Annotated in this window: 18 protein-coding genes; 10 read left to right on the top strand and 8 right to left on the bottom strand. The window is 65.2% G+C overall.

The features are described from left to right. Positions 1 to 1,671: a flagellar basal-body MS-ring/collar protein FliF gene (gene fliF, locus RXV79_RS07055; RefSeq protein ID WP_316702690.1), complete on the bottom strand. Its 1,671-nt coding sequence runs from the start codon at positions 1,669 to 1,671 to the stop codon at positions 1 to 3. A gap of 150 nt (positions 1,672 to 1,821) precedes the next feature. Between fliF and fliE the strand changes: the two genes are divergently transcribed. The 4 genes from fliE to RXV79_RS07035 all read left to right on the top strand — a co-directional run bounded on the left by fliE (position 1,822) and on the right by RXV79_RS07035 (position 3,648). Continuing rightward, entirely contained in the window at positions 1,822 to 2,151 is a 330-nt protein-coding gene (gene fliE / locus RXV79_RS07050; protein WP_316702688.1) for a flagellar hook-basal body complex protein FliE, read from the top strand. Positions 2,152 to 2,227: 76 nt separating this feature from the next. Then, positions 2,228 to 2,776 (top strand): hypothetical protein, encoded by a 549-nt coding sequence (locus RXV79_RS07045; protein WP_316702687.1) that lies wholly within the window; start codon positions 2,228 to 2,230, stop codon positions 2,774 to 2,776. 88 nt (positions 2,777 to 2,864) lie between these two features. Then, on the top strand, positions 2,865 to 3,173 hold the full coding sequence (locus tag RXV79_RS07040) for a hypothetical protein (protein ID WP_316702686.1): 309 nt from the start codon (positions 2,865 to 2,867) through the stop codon (positions 3,171 to 3,173). A gap of 55 nt (positions 3,174 to 3,228) precedes the next feature. Further along, positions 3,229 to 3,648 carry a hypothetical protein gene (locus tag RXV79_RS07035; protein WP_316702685.1) on the top strand — a complete coding sequence of 140 codons (420 nt, stop codon included), beginning with the start codon at positions 3,229 to 3,231 and terminating at the stop codon, positions 3,646 to 3,648. Positions 3,649 to 3,657: 9 nt separating this feature from the next. On the opposite strand, the gene RXV79_RS07030 is transcribed toward RXV79_RS07035, so the two are convergent. From RXV79_RS07030 to RXV79_RS07005, 6 genes are all read right to left on the bottom strand, one after another. Continuing rightward, positions 3,658 to 4,413, bottom strand: a complete 756-nt coding sequence (locus RXV79_RS07030; protein WP_316702684.1) for a flagellar brake protein — start codon at positions 4,411 to 4,413, stop codon at positions 3,658 to 3,660. A gap of 17 nt (positions 4,414 to 4,430) precedes the next feature. Next, positions 4,431 to 4,730, bottom strand: a complete 300-nt coding sequence (locus RXV79_RS07025; protein ID WP_316704010.1) for a flagellar protein FliT — start codon at positions 4,728 to 4,730, stop codon at positions 4,431 to 4,433. A gap of 53 nt (positions 4,731 to 4,783) precedes the next feature. After that, positions 4,784 to 5,200: a flagellar export chaperone FliS gene (fliS, locus tag RXV79_RS07020; RefSeq protein ID WP_316702683.1), complete on the bottom strand. Its 417-nt coding sequence runs from the start codon at positions 5,198 to 5,200 to the stop codon at positions 4,784 to 4,786. 144 nt (positions 5,201 to 5,344) lie between these two features. Beyond that, complete coding sequence (gene fliD / locus RXV79_RS07015) at positions 5,345 to 6,766, bottom strand: flagellar filament capping protein FliD (RefSeq protein ID WP_316702682.1); 1,422 nt, start codon at positions 6,764 to 6,766, stop codon at positions 5,345 to 5,347. A 149-nt stretch (positions 6,767 to 6,915) separates the two neighbouring features. Then, on the bottom strand, positions 6,916 to 7,749 hold the full coding sequence (locus tag RXV79_RS07010; RefSeq protein WP_316702681.1) for a flagellin N-terminal helical domain-containing protein: 834 nt from the start codon (positions 7,747 to 7,749) through the stop codon (positions 6,916 to 6,918). 180 nt (positions 7,750 to 7,929) lie between these two features. Then, positions 7,930 to 8,757 (bottom strand): flagellin N-terminal helical domain-containing protein, encoded by an 828-nt coding sequence (locus RXV79_RS07005; RefSeq protein ID WP_316702680.1) that lies wholly within the window; start codon positions 8,755 to 8,757, stop codon positions 7,930 to 7,932. Between the two features lie 683 nt (positions 8,758 to 9,440). Here RXV79_RS07005 and flhD point away from each other — a divergent pair. The 6 genes from flhD (at position 9,441) to RXV79_RS06975 (ending at position 13,583) form a co-directional block, all read left to right on the top strand. After that, positions 9,441 to 9,764, top strand: coding sequence for a flagellar transcriptional regulator FlhD (gene flhD / locus RXV79_RS07000; RefSeq protein WP_201805349.1), 324 nt, complete (start codon positions 9,441 to 9,443; stop codon positions 9,762 to 9,764). A 59-nt stretch (positions 9,765 to 9,823) separates the two neighbouring features. Further along, entirely contained in the window at positions 9,824 to 10,360 is a 537-nt protein-coding gene (flhC, locus tag RXV79_RS06995) for a flagellar transcriptional regulator FlhC (protein WP_316702679.1), read from the top strand. Between the two features lie 293 nt (positions 10,361 to 10,653). Then, positions 10,654 to 11,514: a flagellar motor stator protein MotA gene (gene motA / locus RXV79_RS06990; RefSeq protein ID WP_316702678.1), complete on the top strand. Its 861-nt coding sequence runs from the start codon at positions 10,654 to 10,656 to the stop codon at positions 11,512 to 11,514. A 2-nt stretch (positions 11,515 to 11,516) separates the two neighbouring features. Beyond that, positions 11,517 to 12,494: a flagellar motor protein MotB gene (gene motB, locus RXV79_RS06985; protein ID WP_316702677.1), complete on the top strand. Its 978-nt coding sequence runs from the start codon at positions 11,517 to 11,519 to the stop codon at positions 12,492 to 12,494. Between the two features lie 29 nt (positions 12,495 to 12,523). Then, positions 12,524 to 12,919: a chemotaxis response regulator CheY gene (cheY, locus tag RXV79_RS06980; protein WP_257829021.1), complete on the top strand. Its 396-nt coding sequence runs from the start codon at positions 12,524 to 12,526 to the stop codon at positions 12,917 to 12,919. Between the two features lie 13 nt (positions 12,920 to 12,932). Continuing rightward, positions 12,933 to 13,583, top strand: coding sequence for a protein phosphatase CheZ (locus tag RXV79_RS06975; RefSeq protein WP_316702676.1), 651 nt, complete (start codon positions 12,933 to 12,935; stop codon positions 13,581 to 13,583). Between the two features lie 531 nt (positions 13,584 to 14,114). On the opposite strand, the gene RXV79_RS06970 is transcribed toward RXV79_RS06975, so the two are convergent. Then, on the bottom strand, positions 14,115 to 14,756 hold the full coding sequence (locus RXV79_RS06970; protein WP_316702675.1) for a response regulator: 642 nt from the start codon (positions 14,754 to 14,756) through the stop codon (positions 14,115 to 14,117). Positions 14,757 to 14,763 lie beyond the last annotated feature (7 nt).

Below are 14,763 nucleotides of genomic sequence, written 5' to 3'. Positions count from 1 at the left end.
TTATGCCTTCAGGGTGTCGCCATTGACCCAGCCGCGCACGATGTTGGCCACGGCAGACGGGTTTTCCTTGGCGAAGGTGCGCGCGCTCGCCAGGTGGGCGCTGACCTTGGGCGATTCGATGCGCAGCATCTCGGGCTCCTCGGGCAGCGACTCCTTGTCGTCGACCACGGCCAGCGCCTCGCGCGGCTCGGGGGCGGGCGGCTGCAGCGCGGCCTTGAGTGCCGGGCGGATGAGCGTGAAGATGACGACCAGGGCCACGAGTGCCAGCGCAGCCGGCACGACGGCGGCACGCAGCAGGTCGACGGTGGCGGGCTGCTTCCAGATCGGGGTCTCGTCCTTCGGGGCGGCCTCGACCTTGAAGGGTGCGTTGATGATCTTCACCGAGTCGCCGCGGTCCTGCTTGAAGCCGATGCTCTCGCGCACCAGGCTGTTGAGGTTCTCCAGCTCGCCGGCGGTGAGCGGCGTGGTGGTGGTCTTGCCCTTGGCGTCGGTCTTGGTGATGTGGTTGACCACCACCGCGGCGTTGAGGCGCTTCACGGTGCCGGTGGCGTTGCGCGTCACCTTCACGGTCTTGTCGACCTCGTAGTTGGTGACGGCGCTTCGGCTGCTGTTGCTCTGGCCGCCGGCCTGCGCGGCCTGCAGCGGAGACGAGGCACCCGTCACCGGGGCGGTGGCCGCCACGGGCGGCTGGTTGGAGGTGGCGCCGGGGATGCCGGTCGCTCCGCCCGCCTGGCTGCCGCTCTGCTCGCTGCTTTGCATGCTGCGCACGGTGGCCTGGGCGTTCGGGCCCTGGTTGGGCTTGAATTCTTCGGAGGTGGCTTCGGTCTGCGAGAAGTCGAGTTCGGCGGTGACCTGCGCACGCAGGTTGTCGCGGCCGACCACGGGCTCGAGGATGTCGAGGATGCGCTTGGTGTAGCTCGCCTCGATCTGGTTCACGTATTGCAGCTGCTGCGCATCGAGCCCGGCGCCGTTGTTGCCCTCTTGCGGGCCCGACAGCAGCGCGCCGGTCTGGTCGAGCACGCTCACGGCCTTGGGGTTCATCTCGGGCACGCTGCTCGAGACGAGGTGCACGATGCCGGCCACCTGCGAACGGTCGAGCGTGCGGCCGGGGTAGAGCGTGAGCATCACGGAGGCGCTGGGTTTCTGCTGTTCCCGGAAGAACCCATTCTGATTGGGCAACGCCAGGTGCACGCGTGCGTTTTGCACGGAAGGCATGGCGGTGATGGAGCGGGTGAGTTCGCCCTCCAGCCCGCGCTGGAAGGTGAGGCGCTCCTGGAACTGCGTCTGGCCGAACTTGGCGCCATCCATCAGCTCGAAGCCGACCACCGAGCCCTTGGGCAGGCCGGCCGAGGCAAGCTTCAGGCGCAGGTCGTGCACCTGAGAAGCCGGCACGAGGATCGCGCCGCCACCTTCGGTGTAGCGGTAGGGCACGTTGAGCTGCGAGAGCTGGGCAATGATGGCGCCGCCGTCCTTGTCGGACAGGTTGGCGTAGAGCACCTTGTAGTCGCCCTGGCTGCTCCAGAGCGTGAGCGCGGCCAGCACGGCAATGAGCGCGGCTACGCCCAACCCCAGGCCGATGCGGCTCTTGGTGGGCAATGCCGCCAGCCGGGCGCCGAAGCCGGCGTTGGCGGGAAGAACGTTGGGGTTGGCGATGGCGACCGCGTTGTCCATGTTGCTCTGGGGTGTGCTCGCTGGGCGCAAATGCACCCGTCTGACAACGATTGTTCGAGAACTTGAGGGTGGGGCATGGGTTGAACAGGCCGACAAAGCCGCCCCACTTCCGAACATCTCTGCTTACACACTTGCCTACAGTTCAATGCCATGAACGTGACCCTCAAGCCCTTCAACTTCGAGCAGGCCGTGGCCCGCGCGGGTCTGGGCGTGGACGGCCAGCCGCTGAACACACGCGGTGCCAAGTCCGTCACGGGCGGCGGCTTCCAGGCGCAGCTCACGAGTGCCCTGCGCTCGGTGAGCGAAAGCCAGAACCAGGCCTCCGAGATGCAACGCCAGGTGCAGCTGGGCAACCCGACCGTCAGCCTCGAAGAGACGATGGTCGCGATGCAGAAGGCGCAGATCGGCTTCCAGGCCACCTTGCAGGTGCGCAACAAGCTCGTCCAGGCCTACTCGGAAATCATGAACATGCAGGTGTGAGCCGCCGCTGCACTGCAGCGAAGGCGCGCTCGCCCGCTCTGGCAAACTCCCGCGTTCCAAAAAACGGGAGGATCGGATGATTCACAAGTTCGCGCTGTGCGCCTGCACGGCAGCAGCAGCATTGGCCATGCCCGCTCAGGCGGCAGAAGTCGGCCTCGGCGTCGCGGTGTTCGAGAACTCTGGGACGGTGTTCGTGCCGATCGACATCGGGCCAGACGTTCGCATCGAGCCTTATTTCACGAACAGGACGCAGCGGCGCAGCGACAGCAGCACGGCCTACACCCGCAGCGTGTACACCACCCTCGGCGTAGGCGCGATGGGCCTGTGGCCGGTGGCGGAGAACACCCGGTTTCTCGCGGGCAGCCGCCTCGGGTACCACCGCATGCGGTCGCACACCGAGTACACGGTCGGCTCGCCACAGGACACCTCGGCAGCCGGATTCGTGCTTGCGCCGGTGGTCGGCTTCGAGTACCTGGTGACCAAGAAGCTCGCGGTGGGCATCGAAGCGAGCTACTACTACTCGCGTGTGACAGGGCACGCCGACGACTACTTCGCGGGCCGGATCGACACGAAGCAGACGGACACCGGCACCTCCACCGCCGTCACCTTGCGCTTCTTCTTCTGACGCGGGTTCGCGCGAAGCCCTTTGCGGCTTTGCGCGAACGAGCGCTCGCTATCATTCAAAGCTCCGGACCCGACCCTTGGAGCTCACCATGCAACCCACTCTGCGCGCCCTCCTCGCGGCCGTCTTCACGGTCTCGTGCGCCACCGCCGCCTTCGCCACCGACAAGGCGGCCAGCGAGCCGACCGTGGTCAACAAGGTGGGCAGCGCCGTCAAACGCGGCGCCAGTGCCGCCGAGCGCGGCATCGAAACCGGCGTGAATGCTGCCGCCAGCGGCGTCAAACGTGCGGCCAGCGCCGCCGAGCGGGGCGCCCGCAAGGCGGGCAGCGCCATCGAGCGCACGGCCGCCCGCATCGGCCTGCCGGCCTCGGGCGCGGCAAGCGAATCGGCTCCGAGGTAACAGCTTCACACTCGGTTTCAGCGGGGCGCGCCGCTCGCCACCACAATCGCGCCCCATGAGAACCTTCTTCGCCTGCGCCGCACTCACGCTTGCGGCGACCGCCGTGCACGCCGGGCCCGGCGTGAAGACGCTGGCCCAGTTCGACCTCGGCTACGCGAAGTGCGAAGCCCGCTTCGAGCACATGAAAGGCCGCGGCGACGACGCCTACCTGGCCCTCTGGAAGATCAAGCCCGACGACAAGCAGCGCGCCGAATTGGCGAAGCAGCGCAGCAGCGCGCGCTACCGCGAGGAGCGCAGCAAGGCGCTGAAGGCGATGGCCAAGCCGAGCCCCGCGCTCGACGAGAAGCTGGCCAAGCAGTGCAGCGCCACCTGGAGCGAGCTGCAGCGCGCCGACCGGCCGGTCAACATGGCGTCCGGCAAGCCGGCATCGGCCCCCGCGGCGGCAAAGCCTGCCGCCTCCGCGAGCAAGAAATAGGACGACGCTTCAGCCGCCGAGCGCGCGTGCGCGCCGCTGGGTCTGGTTGATGTAGCGCTGCAGCGAGCGCAAGGTGTCGGCACTCGGATCGACGATCTCGCAGCCCAGGCGCACACCCTTCGCCTCCTGGTTGAGCGAGGTCACGTGCTGCAGGCGCAGCGAGGTGGTGAGCCGGGTGTCGAGGCCGAGTTCGATCTGCACACCATTGAGCACCACGCCGGGTTGCAGCGGCGGCACGTCGTCGGGCAGGAAGAGCGCGCAGCCGCCGATGCTCACGTCGAGCACCCGCAAGGTCAAGGCCATGTCGGGAATCATCGGGTGGCGCACCTTGGCCACCGGAGTGTTGCGCAGGATGGGGCGCACGCGGTAGCCGGCGCGCCGCTGGAAGCGGTAGAGCACGCGCGGCAGCGAGCAGCTGAGCGCACAGGTCTTGCCGCCGTGCACGAGCAGCAGCCCGCTCACGTCGAACTGGAGCTTGATGCTGTCGAGGTACGCCACGGCCACGGCCTCTTCGGCTTCGACCAGCTGCTGCACCTGGCTGCTGTGCTCGTCGGCGCTGAAGCTCAGGATGCCGCGGTCGGGGTCGACCGCCCAGAGCGTGGTGGTGAAGGCCGTGCCGTCACTGCCGTTGAGGTTGACCAGCACGTTGCCGCCCTGCAGGCTCTTCAGCACCGAGAGGATCTCGGCGGGCGAATCGATGCGGAAATCGGCCAGGCCACCATGCGCGGCGGCCAGGGCGTCGAGCTGCATGGGCAGGGAGTCCACGGGCTCGTTGCCTCCAGTCAGTGAACCGACTTGGGCTTGCCGGCGAGGATGCCGTCGAGGTCTTCCAGCCAGGGCTCGGCCAGCTGGCGGATCTCGGCGTCGTTGATCAGGATGCGCTGCATGATGCGCGACTTGAGCTGCGCCTCTTCGGTGTCGAGCGCCTGCTTGGTGGCGGCGTGCTTGAGCTGCGAGATGAGCAGCGCGCAGGCGCCTTCGAGCTTGACCACGGCGTCCCAGTTGCCGGCGCGGGCGGCCAGCAGCATGTCGGCGCTGGCCTGTTCGATCGCTTCGTAGTACTGGAGCAGTGCGGAGTTCATGGCGTCGGTCGGGTTGTGGCGGGCGATGGCAGCCGAGCGGAGGGTGCTGCGCTTCATGCAGCGTCCTTCTGGGCGATCTCGTCCCAGGCCGCGGCGATGGGCTCGATGAGCTTCACGCACTCGGCGATCGCGCCCTCGTCGTTGTGCAGGTTGGCGTAGGTGAGGCGCAAGGTCACGTAGGCGTAGAGGTCGTGCAGGTCACGGGCGAGCTGGCCGCCATCCTGAACATTGAGCCCGGCCTTGAGGCCTTCTTCGACGATGCGCACCGCGCGGCCGATCTCCTCACCCTTGAGCACCACGTTGCCGTGGGCGATGGCGCCGCGGGCGCGCGCCAGCGAGTCGAGCAGGCCTTCGAAGAGCATCTGCACCAGGCGGTGCGGCGAAGCGCCGTCGACGCCGGTGGTCACGTGGACTTGCTGGTAGGCGCCGAGCTGGCGCTTGCTGGGGGCGGAGAAGGCGGATGCAAACATGATGGTCTGGGCGTCTCTGGCGTTGAACTTGGTTGAACAACTGATGCCTAGTTATCGGTTCGATCCGGGCGCCGCTTGAGCCTTCCACCGCATCGGAACTGGCCGGGTTTTCAGCGCTTGTCGCGCCGACCGGCCGCCTTCAGTTCACGAACTCTTGTTCCAGGCCGCCACCTGGTTGGTGATGTAGCTGTTGAGCGCCGACATCTTGGCCATGTTGGTGTCGAGCGTTGTGTACTGCGCCCGCAGCCGCGCCTCGGTGAGCGCCAGGCGGTCGGTCAGCTCGTCCTGCCGCTTCTGGTTGAGCTTGAGGGTCGTGTTCAGCCCCTCGGTCTTGCTGGTGAGCGAGCCGTCGAGGCCGAGCACCTTGTCGGCAAAGATGCGCAGGCGCGTGGCGATGCCGTTGACGTCGGGATCCGTGTCGTTGACCTGCGGCGTGTAGGCCGAGAAGAGCTTCTTCACCTCGGCCGGGTTGGCGTTGAGCGCGGCGGTGAGCTTGGTGCTGTCAACCTTGAGGGTGCCGTCGGACTGCAAGGCGATGCCGATCGAGTTGATCGTCTCGTAGACCGAGCTGGCGGGTGTCTCGCTCGTGAGCAGGTTGCGCAACTGGCGCTGCAAGCCGACTGCCGTGCTGTCGCCCTGCAACGAGCCGGCCGTCTTGGTGGCTTCGTCGTACTTGGTCTGCGTGCGCAGCATCTTGGCCAGCGCGTTGTACGACTCCACGAAGGTGTCGACCGACTTCTTCAGCGCGTCGTTGTCTTGCGCGACCGTGACCTGCGCGGTGCCCGTGGTGGGTTGCAGCAGGTTGATGGTGAGGCCCTGCACCACGTCGGACAGGGTGTTGGTGGGCGAGATGACGTCCAGCCCGTTGATCTTGAGCTCGGCATCGGCCGCTGCCTGGGTCTGCGTCATCGCGTTGAGCGACGGGTCGAGTCCGGGCTCGAAGGCGAAGGCCGCTGCACCGCCGTCGCCGCTCGTGCGGAAGACGCTGTTGCTGCCCGGGTTGGTGGAGCTGATGATGATGCGCGCGCCGGTGGCATCGTTGACGATGATGGCCGAGACGCCGGCTCCGGCTGCGTTGATCTTGTTGCGCACCGTGGTCAGGGTGTCGGTGGCGCTGATGTCGATGTTGATCGCATCGAGGTTGGGCTGGGGCGCGAAGCCGGCCTGGCCGAAGCTGCCGATCTCCACGCGCAGCGTACCGGCGCCCACCAGGGCATCGGCGGAGTCGTAGGCACCCGTCACGGCCGACTGCGGGACGGCTAGCGTCTTCACCTCGATGGCGTAGTTGCCGACGGGGGCTCCTTCCGAGGTGCTGACGCGCACGCCGGCGTCCGATGAGCTGGCGGTGGTGGCGCCCCAGGTGGTGGCTCGGCTGAGGGCGTTGGAGGAGTCGCGGAAGGTGGACAGCGCAGACTGAAGCTGGCCGAAGGCCGAGATCTTCGTCTGGATGGTCGAAGCCTGAGTTTTGAGTTGCGTGACGGGACGCTGCTCGATCGACATCAACTTGGTGACGATCGACTCGACGTCCAGCCCGCTGCCGATACCGGCCGAACTGACGCTAGCCATTTCACACCTCCTACAAACTTGTCCTGAAGATTGGCATCACGAGCCGTAAAAGTCAGGACCCACAAACGCAAATACGGAATATCCAAGCTTCCTCGGATATCCCGTCTTCGGCGCGAACTTCCGGAACTTGAGCCCGGAAGTGCATTTTTTTACCGTTGCAGCAGCGTGAGAACTTGCTGGGGCAGCTGATTGGCCTGGGCCACCATCGCGTTGCCGGCCTGCTGAAGGATCTGCGCACGGGAGAGCGCCGCGGTTTCGGCGGCGAAGTCGGCGTCCATGATCCGGCCGCGGGCGGCGGCTAGGTTCTCGGCGAAGACGGTGAGGCTGGCGATCACGGAGTCGAAACGGTTCTGCGCAGCACCGAAGGTGGCGCGGGCCGTGGTCGTGTCCATGATGCCGGTGTCGAGGGCGGTGATCGCGGCCAGCGCGCCGGTGTTGTCGGTGCCCGAGATGTTCAGGGCGCCCATCGCGGCGACGGTGGCGGTCAGGTCCACGGTGTTGATCGACAGTGTGTCGGTGGCGTCGGTGCCGGCGCCCACCTGGAAGTTGAAGGTGGTCGAGGTGCCGTCGAAGAGCACGGTGCCGTTGAAGCGGGTGCCCGCGACGATGCGCGCGACTTCGTCGTTCAACTGCTGGAACTCGGCCTGCAGGTTGTCGCGGTCTTGCGAGTTGTTGGTGCCGTTGGCCGACTGCACGGCCAGTTCACGCATGCGCTGCATGGCGTCACCGATCTTGCCCAACGCGCCTTCAGCGGTCTGCGCGAGCGAGATGCCGTCGTTGGCGTTGCGCGCCGCGACGTTCATGCCGCGCACTTGCGCGTTCATGCGTTCGGCGATGGCAAGGCCGGCGGCGTCGTCCTTGGCGCTGTTGACGCGCAAGCCGGACGACAGGCGCTGCATGGCGATCGAGAGTGACCCCTGCGAGGAGCTCAGGTTTCTCTGCGCATTCAGCGAGTTGAGATTCGTGTTGATGGTCTGGGGCATGTTGCACTCCTTCGAGGATGACCAGGCCACCTTCGAGGACCTGTGGAGCGCATTGTTTGACGGGCCGCCTCAGCCCATAAGGCCGAAATGAAGCCGGAAAACCGGCTGTTTCTGAAAAGCGAACGCCCCACCCGCCGAAGCGGGAGGGGCGTCCGGATCAACCGCCAGGAGGCAGATGAATTAGCGCAGGAGCGACAGCACTTGCTGCGGCAGCTGGTTGGCTTGCGAGATCATCGCGGTGCCGGCCTGCTGCAGGATCTGGGCACGCGACAGGTTCATCGTCTCCGATGCGAAGTCGGCGTCCATGATGCGGCCACGAGCGGCAGAGAGGTTCTCGGCCGAGGTCGCCAGGTTGGCGATCACGGAGTCGAAGCGGTTCTGCACGGCACCCATCGCGGCACGGCCAGTCGTGACGTCGGTGATGGCGGTGTCCAGCGCATCCAGGGCAGCGGTCGCGCCGGTGGCGTCTGCACCCGAGATGTCGAGGGCGCCCACGGCCGTCACGGTGGCGGTCAGGTCGGTGGAGTCCACGTCGATCGTGTCGGCGGTGTCGGTGCCGGCGCCCACCTGGAAGGTGAACGTGGTGGCAGCGTTCAGCAGATTGGTGCCGTTGAACTTGGCGCCATCCACGATACGGGCGACTTCGTCGTTCAGCTGCTGGAACTCGGCCTGCAGGTTGTCGCGGTCGTCGGCGTTGTTGGTGCCGTTGGCCGACTGCACGGCCAGTTCACGCATGCGCTGCAGTGCGTCGCTCACCTTGCCCAGCGCGCCTTCAGCGGTCTGTGCGAGCGAGATGCCGTCGTTGGCGTTGCGCGAGGCGACGTTCATGCCGCGCACTTGAGCATTCATGCGCTCGGCGATGGCGAGGCCGGCGGCGTCGTCCTTCGCGCTGTTGACGCGCAGACCCGAGGACAGGCGCTGCATGGCGGTCGAGAGGCTGTTCTGCGTCGAAGCGGTGTTGCGCTGGGCGTTCAGCGAGAAGATGTTGGTGTTGATGGTCATTGCCATTTGAAAATCTCCAATAACGGTTGAAGTGACTTCCGGCAAGCGCCGGCATTGCCTCCGCAGTCGCTCGGCCCTTATCAGTCAGTGGCCTCGCTTCTGCTTCGAACTGGCAGGGGCTCCTCGCCTCTGCCTGCTGCGCCCGGCGTGCGTCATCCTCAGATCCCGCGAAGAGCTTCTTTAGGTTGCTCGACTCGAAACACTTGGCCGCTTACTCCGGACCCCGGTTCTGGTTTCCCGTCCCCGTTGGTTTGCTTATCGGCCTGCCTTTTCCGGAACTTTAGAAATTTGTCAAGCCGGATGAAGGTGGCGTTTCAGTCGTTGTTCACGGCACTGAAGGCCACTGAATGTTTTCGGCAGGCGGCGGCCGGTCTTGAGGGTGGGGCAACCCGAGCACAACAAGCTCGTGCGCTCGACCACGAACGGATGACAAGACGATCCGCTTGTCAGCCATCTACACCCCGCATCAGTGGTAACCAGCACCTGCCCGTGTGCACTGCGTCACAGAGGGCGTGCATGTGGTTACGTTTGTAGGAAGTTGCCTGACACGCCCCACAGAAGAAGCTGGACTCAAGCCACAGAACCGGCCTGATGTTGGCCCCCAATTCCGATCTTTACAGTCCATCCCACGTTGAGACGTATCGCAACGCAAGCAGACAACCAACCAGACAGACCCAAGGAACAACAGCATGAACGCCGACCAAATCCTGACCGAAATCCGCGAAGCCAACCTGTCGTACCTGATGCTGGCCCAGAGCCTCATCCGCTCGGACCGCGAACAAGCCCTCTTCCGCCTGGGCATCAGCGAAGAGAGCGCTTCGATGATTGCGCTGCTGACGCCGGCTCAGATGATGAAGGTCGCCTCCGGCAACACGCTGCTGTGCCGCTTCCGCATGGACGACGACATGGTCTGGGGCCTCCTGACCAACCACGGCAAGGCCGCCTCGAACGACACGACGAGCCGCCTGCACGCTTCGATCCTGATGGCCGGGCGTCATCAAGAAGCCGCTTGAGCTTCTGATCGACCGACAGTCCCACACCTATACATAGACAGCCCCAGGAGAAGATTCCCATGCGCACCAAGAGCATCCTCACCGAAGCCAAGCAGATCGAGCGCGCCGTCACGCTCATCAACCTCGGCGCTCGCCTGCAAGTGCTGGAATCCGAAACCGACCTGTCTTACGAACGTCTGCTGCGTCTCTATAAAGAGGTCTCGGGCAAGTCGCCGAGCAAGGGCCAGCTGCCCTTCTCCACCGACTGGTTCATGACCTGGCAGCCCAACATCCACGCGTCGCTCTTCATGAACATCCACGAGTACCTGAACAAGGTCGCCGAGATGGACGAGATCGACACCGTGATCAAGGCCTACCAGCTCTACCTGGAACAGACCCAGGCCCAGAACCTCGAAGCCCTGTTGTCCGTCACCCGCGCCTGGCGCCTGGTGAAGTTCGTCGACAACGGCATGCTGACCCTGACCAAGTGCTCCAAGTGCGGTGGCCACTTCGTGACCCACCCGCACGAGATCAGCAAGCACTACATCTGCGGCCTGTGCAACCCCCCGGCGCGCGCCGGCAAGGGCAAGGCCTCGGGTGGGATCCAGATGCACTGAGTGCACCGGTTTCCCCAAACGTCTCAAGTCTTCCCGTACCGAGCCGATAAGCCTCGTATCGAAGTTTTTGCTTTGTCTCCTCCTGGCACCTAGAAAGTGCTTTCCGACGGACCTCTCGAGGTCCGTTTTTTTTGGCCCCGGCGGTTTAGACCGCAAAAGCCGGCCTGTTGAGGCGATCAATTGACGCTTTGGCTGCACACACTCGCTCAAGACGCGTTCCCTTGGGGCCGATAAAGCCCTGAGCCCGCCAGCCGATCAGAGCCAGCGGGTGTGACGACGAAACACCAACGACCATGTTTGTTCTTATTGGCTACGGCGTCGCCCTGGGTTGCATCTTCGGGGCCTACATCATTCACGGCGGCAACATGTCCGTGATCATTCACGCCTTGCCGACGGAACTGATGGCCATCCTGGGCGGCGCGCTCGGCGCCTTCGTGGTGAACAACCAGCCCAAGGTGCTCAAGGCCACGATGGCCGCGCTGCCCGCCCTGCTCAAGGGCAGCAAGTACACCAAGGCACGCTACATGGAGCTGCTCGCGCTGCTCTACGACATCCTGCAGAAGGCCCGCAAGGAAGGCCTGATGTCGATCGAAAAAGACGTGGAAGAGCCGCAGAGCTCGGCCCTCTTCAAGAAATACGCGACGGTCGGCAGCGACCACCACGTGGTCGAGTTCGTCACCGACTACCTGCGCATGATGGTCTCGGGCAACCTGAACGCCCACGAGATCGAAAGCCTGATGGACAGCGAGATCGACACCCACCACCACGAGGCCCACGCGCCCGCAGCGGCGATCGCCCGCCTGGCCGGCGCCCTGCCCGCCTTCGGCATCGTGGCCGCGGTGCTGGGCGTGGTGAACACCATGGGTTCGGTGGGCCAGCCGCCCGCCATCCTGGGCGGCATGATCGGCTCGGCACTCGTCGGCACCTTCCTCGGCATTCTTCTCGCCTACGCCGTGGCCGAGCCACTGGCCGGCCTGATGGAGCAGAAGAACGACGAAGGCACGAAAGAACTCCAGTGCATCAAGACCACGCTGCTGGCCAGCATGCAGGGCTATGCCCCGCAGGTCGCCGTCGAATTCGGCCGCAAGGTCCTGTACTCCACCGAGCGCCCCACCTTCGCTGAGCTCGAAGGCCACGTCAAAGGCAAGAAGTAATCATGGCCGGTGACTCGAAGAAGCTGCAGCCGATCATCATCAAGCGCGTCAAGAAGGGCGGCCACGCTGCCCATGGCGGCGCGTGGAAGATCGCGTATGCCGACTTCGTGACGGCGATGATGGCGTTCTTCCTGCTCATGTGGCTGCTCGGCTCCACGACCGAGGGCGACAAGAAGGGCATCGCCGACTATTTCAACTCGCCGCTCAAGGTGGCCCTGCTCTCCGGCGGCAGCGGCTCGGGCGATTCGTCGCATGTGGTCAAGGGCGGTGGCACCGACCTCACCCGCTCGGGCGGCCAGGTCAAGCGTGGCGACATCGACACCACCCGCAGCACCATCAACCTCGCCGCCATGCGCGCCGAGCAGCGTGCCGGCGAGACCGGCAAGCTCGAGCAGGTGAAGGCGCACATCGAGAAGATGCTGCGCGAAGCCGAGCGCTTCGGCAACGTGAAGAACCAGGTCAAACTCGACATGACCGCCGATGGCCTGCGCATCCAGATCATCGACGAGCAGAGCCGCCCCATGTTCGACAGCGGCAGCGCGGTCGTGAAACCGTACATGCGCGAGCTGCTGAGAGACATCGGCTCCGTGCTCGCCGAAGTGCCCAACCGCCTCACGCTCGAGGGCCACACCGACGCCCAACCCTTCGCCGCCGACCGCAACGGGATGGGCTACGGCAACTGGGAGCTTTCGGCCGACCGCGCCAACGCCTCGCGCCGCGAACTCACCGCCGGTGGCCTGCCACTCGACCGTGTGCTGCGCGTGCAGGGCCTGGCCTCCAGCGTGCCCTTCGAGAAAGACGATCCGCTCGCCCCCGGCAACCGGCGCATCAGCATCATCGTGATGAACCGCGACGCGGAAGACCGCTTCTTCAACAAGCCGCCCCCTGCCGAAGAACCGCCGACGACGGCGCCAGCTGTGCCCAAAGTCGCACCTGAAGCCGGCATCGCCCCCTCAATAACCAATCCGAACGCCCGATAACAGCGGCAGTAGCACTGCGAGGTCCCGCCATGAGCAACCCTGACATGAAGTTCCTGATCGTCGACGACTTCTCCACCATGCGCCGCATCGTGCGTGGCCTGCTGAAGGAACTCGGCTACAACAACGCCGAAGAGGCCGAAGACGGCGTGGCTGCGCTGAACCTGCTGAAGAACACGAAGTTCGACTTCGTCGTCAGCGACATCAACATGCCCAACATGAACGGCTTCGAGCTGCTGGCCGCCATCAAGGCCGAAGCGAGCCTCAAGCACATCCCCGTGCTGATGGTCACCGCCGAAGCCCGCAAGGAAGACATCGTGCGCGCCGCCCAGGATGGCGCCGCCGGCTACATCGTCAAACCTTTCACCAAGGCCACCTTGGAAGAGAAGGTTCAAAAGATCATGCAAAAACTGGCCACCGCGGCCTGAGGAGGGGGGAACCATGAAGATGGACGACATCGCCGTGCTGGAGCCGGCCCATGCGGCCGCCCACACGGGTGGGACTTCGCCAGAAGTGTTCCAGCAGCTCGGCATGATCACGCGCCAACTGCACGACACCCTGCACCAGCTGGGCGTGATGCCCAAGCTGCAGAACGCCGCCAACGGCCTGCCCGATGCGCGCAGCCGCCTGAACTACATCGCCGAGAAGACCGGCAATGCGGCCAACAAGGTGCTGAACTCGGTCGACCAGGCCAAGGTGGAGCACAACGCCATCGCCGCCGAGACGCGCCGCATCGCCGCCGCCATCGTGGCCGACCCGGTGAAGGCCGTGGCCTCGGGCTCGGTGATGAACTTCGTGGGCGATGTCGAAGCCGCGACCGCGCGCATCGACCAGCACCTGACCGACATCATGATGGCGCAGGACTTCCACGACCTGACCGGCCAGGTGGTGGCCAAGGTGGTGTCGCTGGCGGCCGATCTGGAAGACAGCCTGGTGAAGCTTCTCGTTCAGGCGGCACCGCCTGAGGCGCAGAAGGTCATCGAGCACACGACCGAGAAGCTGAATGGGCCGGTGGTGAATGCTGAGGGTCGGACCGATGTAGTCACGAACCAGGGTGAGGTGGACGACCTGCTGGCTAGTCTCGGGTTCTGAGGTTTTTCGTCTCTTGCAGAGGGCGGCCGGGTGGTCGCCCTTTTTTGTTTTTTGGCACTGCGTGGCGGGTTGCCGGGTCTCGGCCCGGCGGCCGAGTTACTTCTTTTGCTTCGCCAAAAGAAGTAACCAAGAAAAGGCGACCAGACGGCTCGCTTCGCATCGCCTCCAAGGTGGGAGCGCTGCGCGCCCCACCCATCAAGCACGAGGCGAAGCGAGCCGAGAGTACGAGGCCCGCGAAGCGGGCGAGGGTTTCCCGGGGCCCTTGAGAGCCGTCGAGCAGCGCAGGGCTTGGGGTGGCGTGCGCAGCACGCTTCGTGAACTGACTTCGGGCAGCTGTTTGAACGTAGCGAGCGAAGCTCGCGGAGTGAGTTCTGCCCGACACCCCAAGACCGAGCAGCGCAGAGTAGTCCGCCCTAGGCGGACCGGCGAACGGGGTGCCCTTTCTTTTGCCTTCTTTTCTTTGGGCAAGCAAAGAAAAGAAGGTCGCCCGCCGGGGCGAAATCCCGGCAAGCAGCCTAAGCAGTGAAAAGCCTACTCACCGCCCACCAAGCCATTGCGAATCGCGTAAACCGTCATCTCCGAGTTGTTCGACAACCCAAGCTTCTCCAACACCCGAGCCCGATACACGCTGACGGTCTTCGGCGACAAAGTCAGCTCCTCCGCAATGTCGGAAAGACGCTTCCCGGAAGCGATCATCACCAGCGTCTGAAGCTCACGATCAGAAAGCTTCTCATGCGCCGCCTCCGCCCCCGGCGTCGTCAGCGACTCCACCAGCATCTGCGCAATCTCAGGCGTCACATACTTCCGCCCCTGCCCCACCGTGCGCACCGCCTGCACGATGACCGCCGGGTCGCCACCCTTGTTCACATAGCCAAAGGCACCCGCCCGCAAGGCGCGGATCGCGTACTGGTCCTCCGGGTACATCGACACGACCAGCACCCGCATCGTCGTCCCCTCATCCTTGAGGACATGCAGCACGTCGAGCCCGCTGCGCCCGGGCAGGTTGATGTCGAGCACCAGCACGTCGGCCTCGCCCACGGTGCGCATCAGGGTGCGCAGCTCGCCGTAGTCGCCGGCCTCGCCGATCACCTGGATGTCGGGCGCGTCGGAGAGCGTGTCGCGGATGCCGCGCCGGATGAGCGCGTGGTCGTCGCAGAGCAGAACTTTGATCATGAGGTGG

The organism is Piscinibacter gummiphilus (genome assembly GCF_032681285.1).
In the GTDB taxonomy this organism is placed as follows: Bacteria; Pseudomonadota; Gammaproteobacteria; order Burkholderiales; family Burkholderiaceae_C; genus Rhizobacter; species Rhizobacter gummiphilus_A.
The sequence above is the reverse complement of the archived record's forward strand: the minus strand, read 5'-3'. Positions and strand labels throughout refer to the sequence as shown.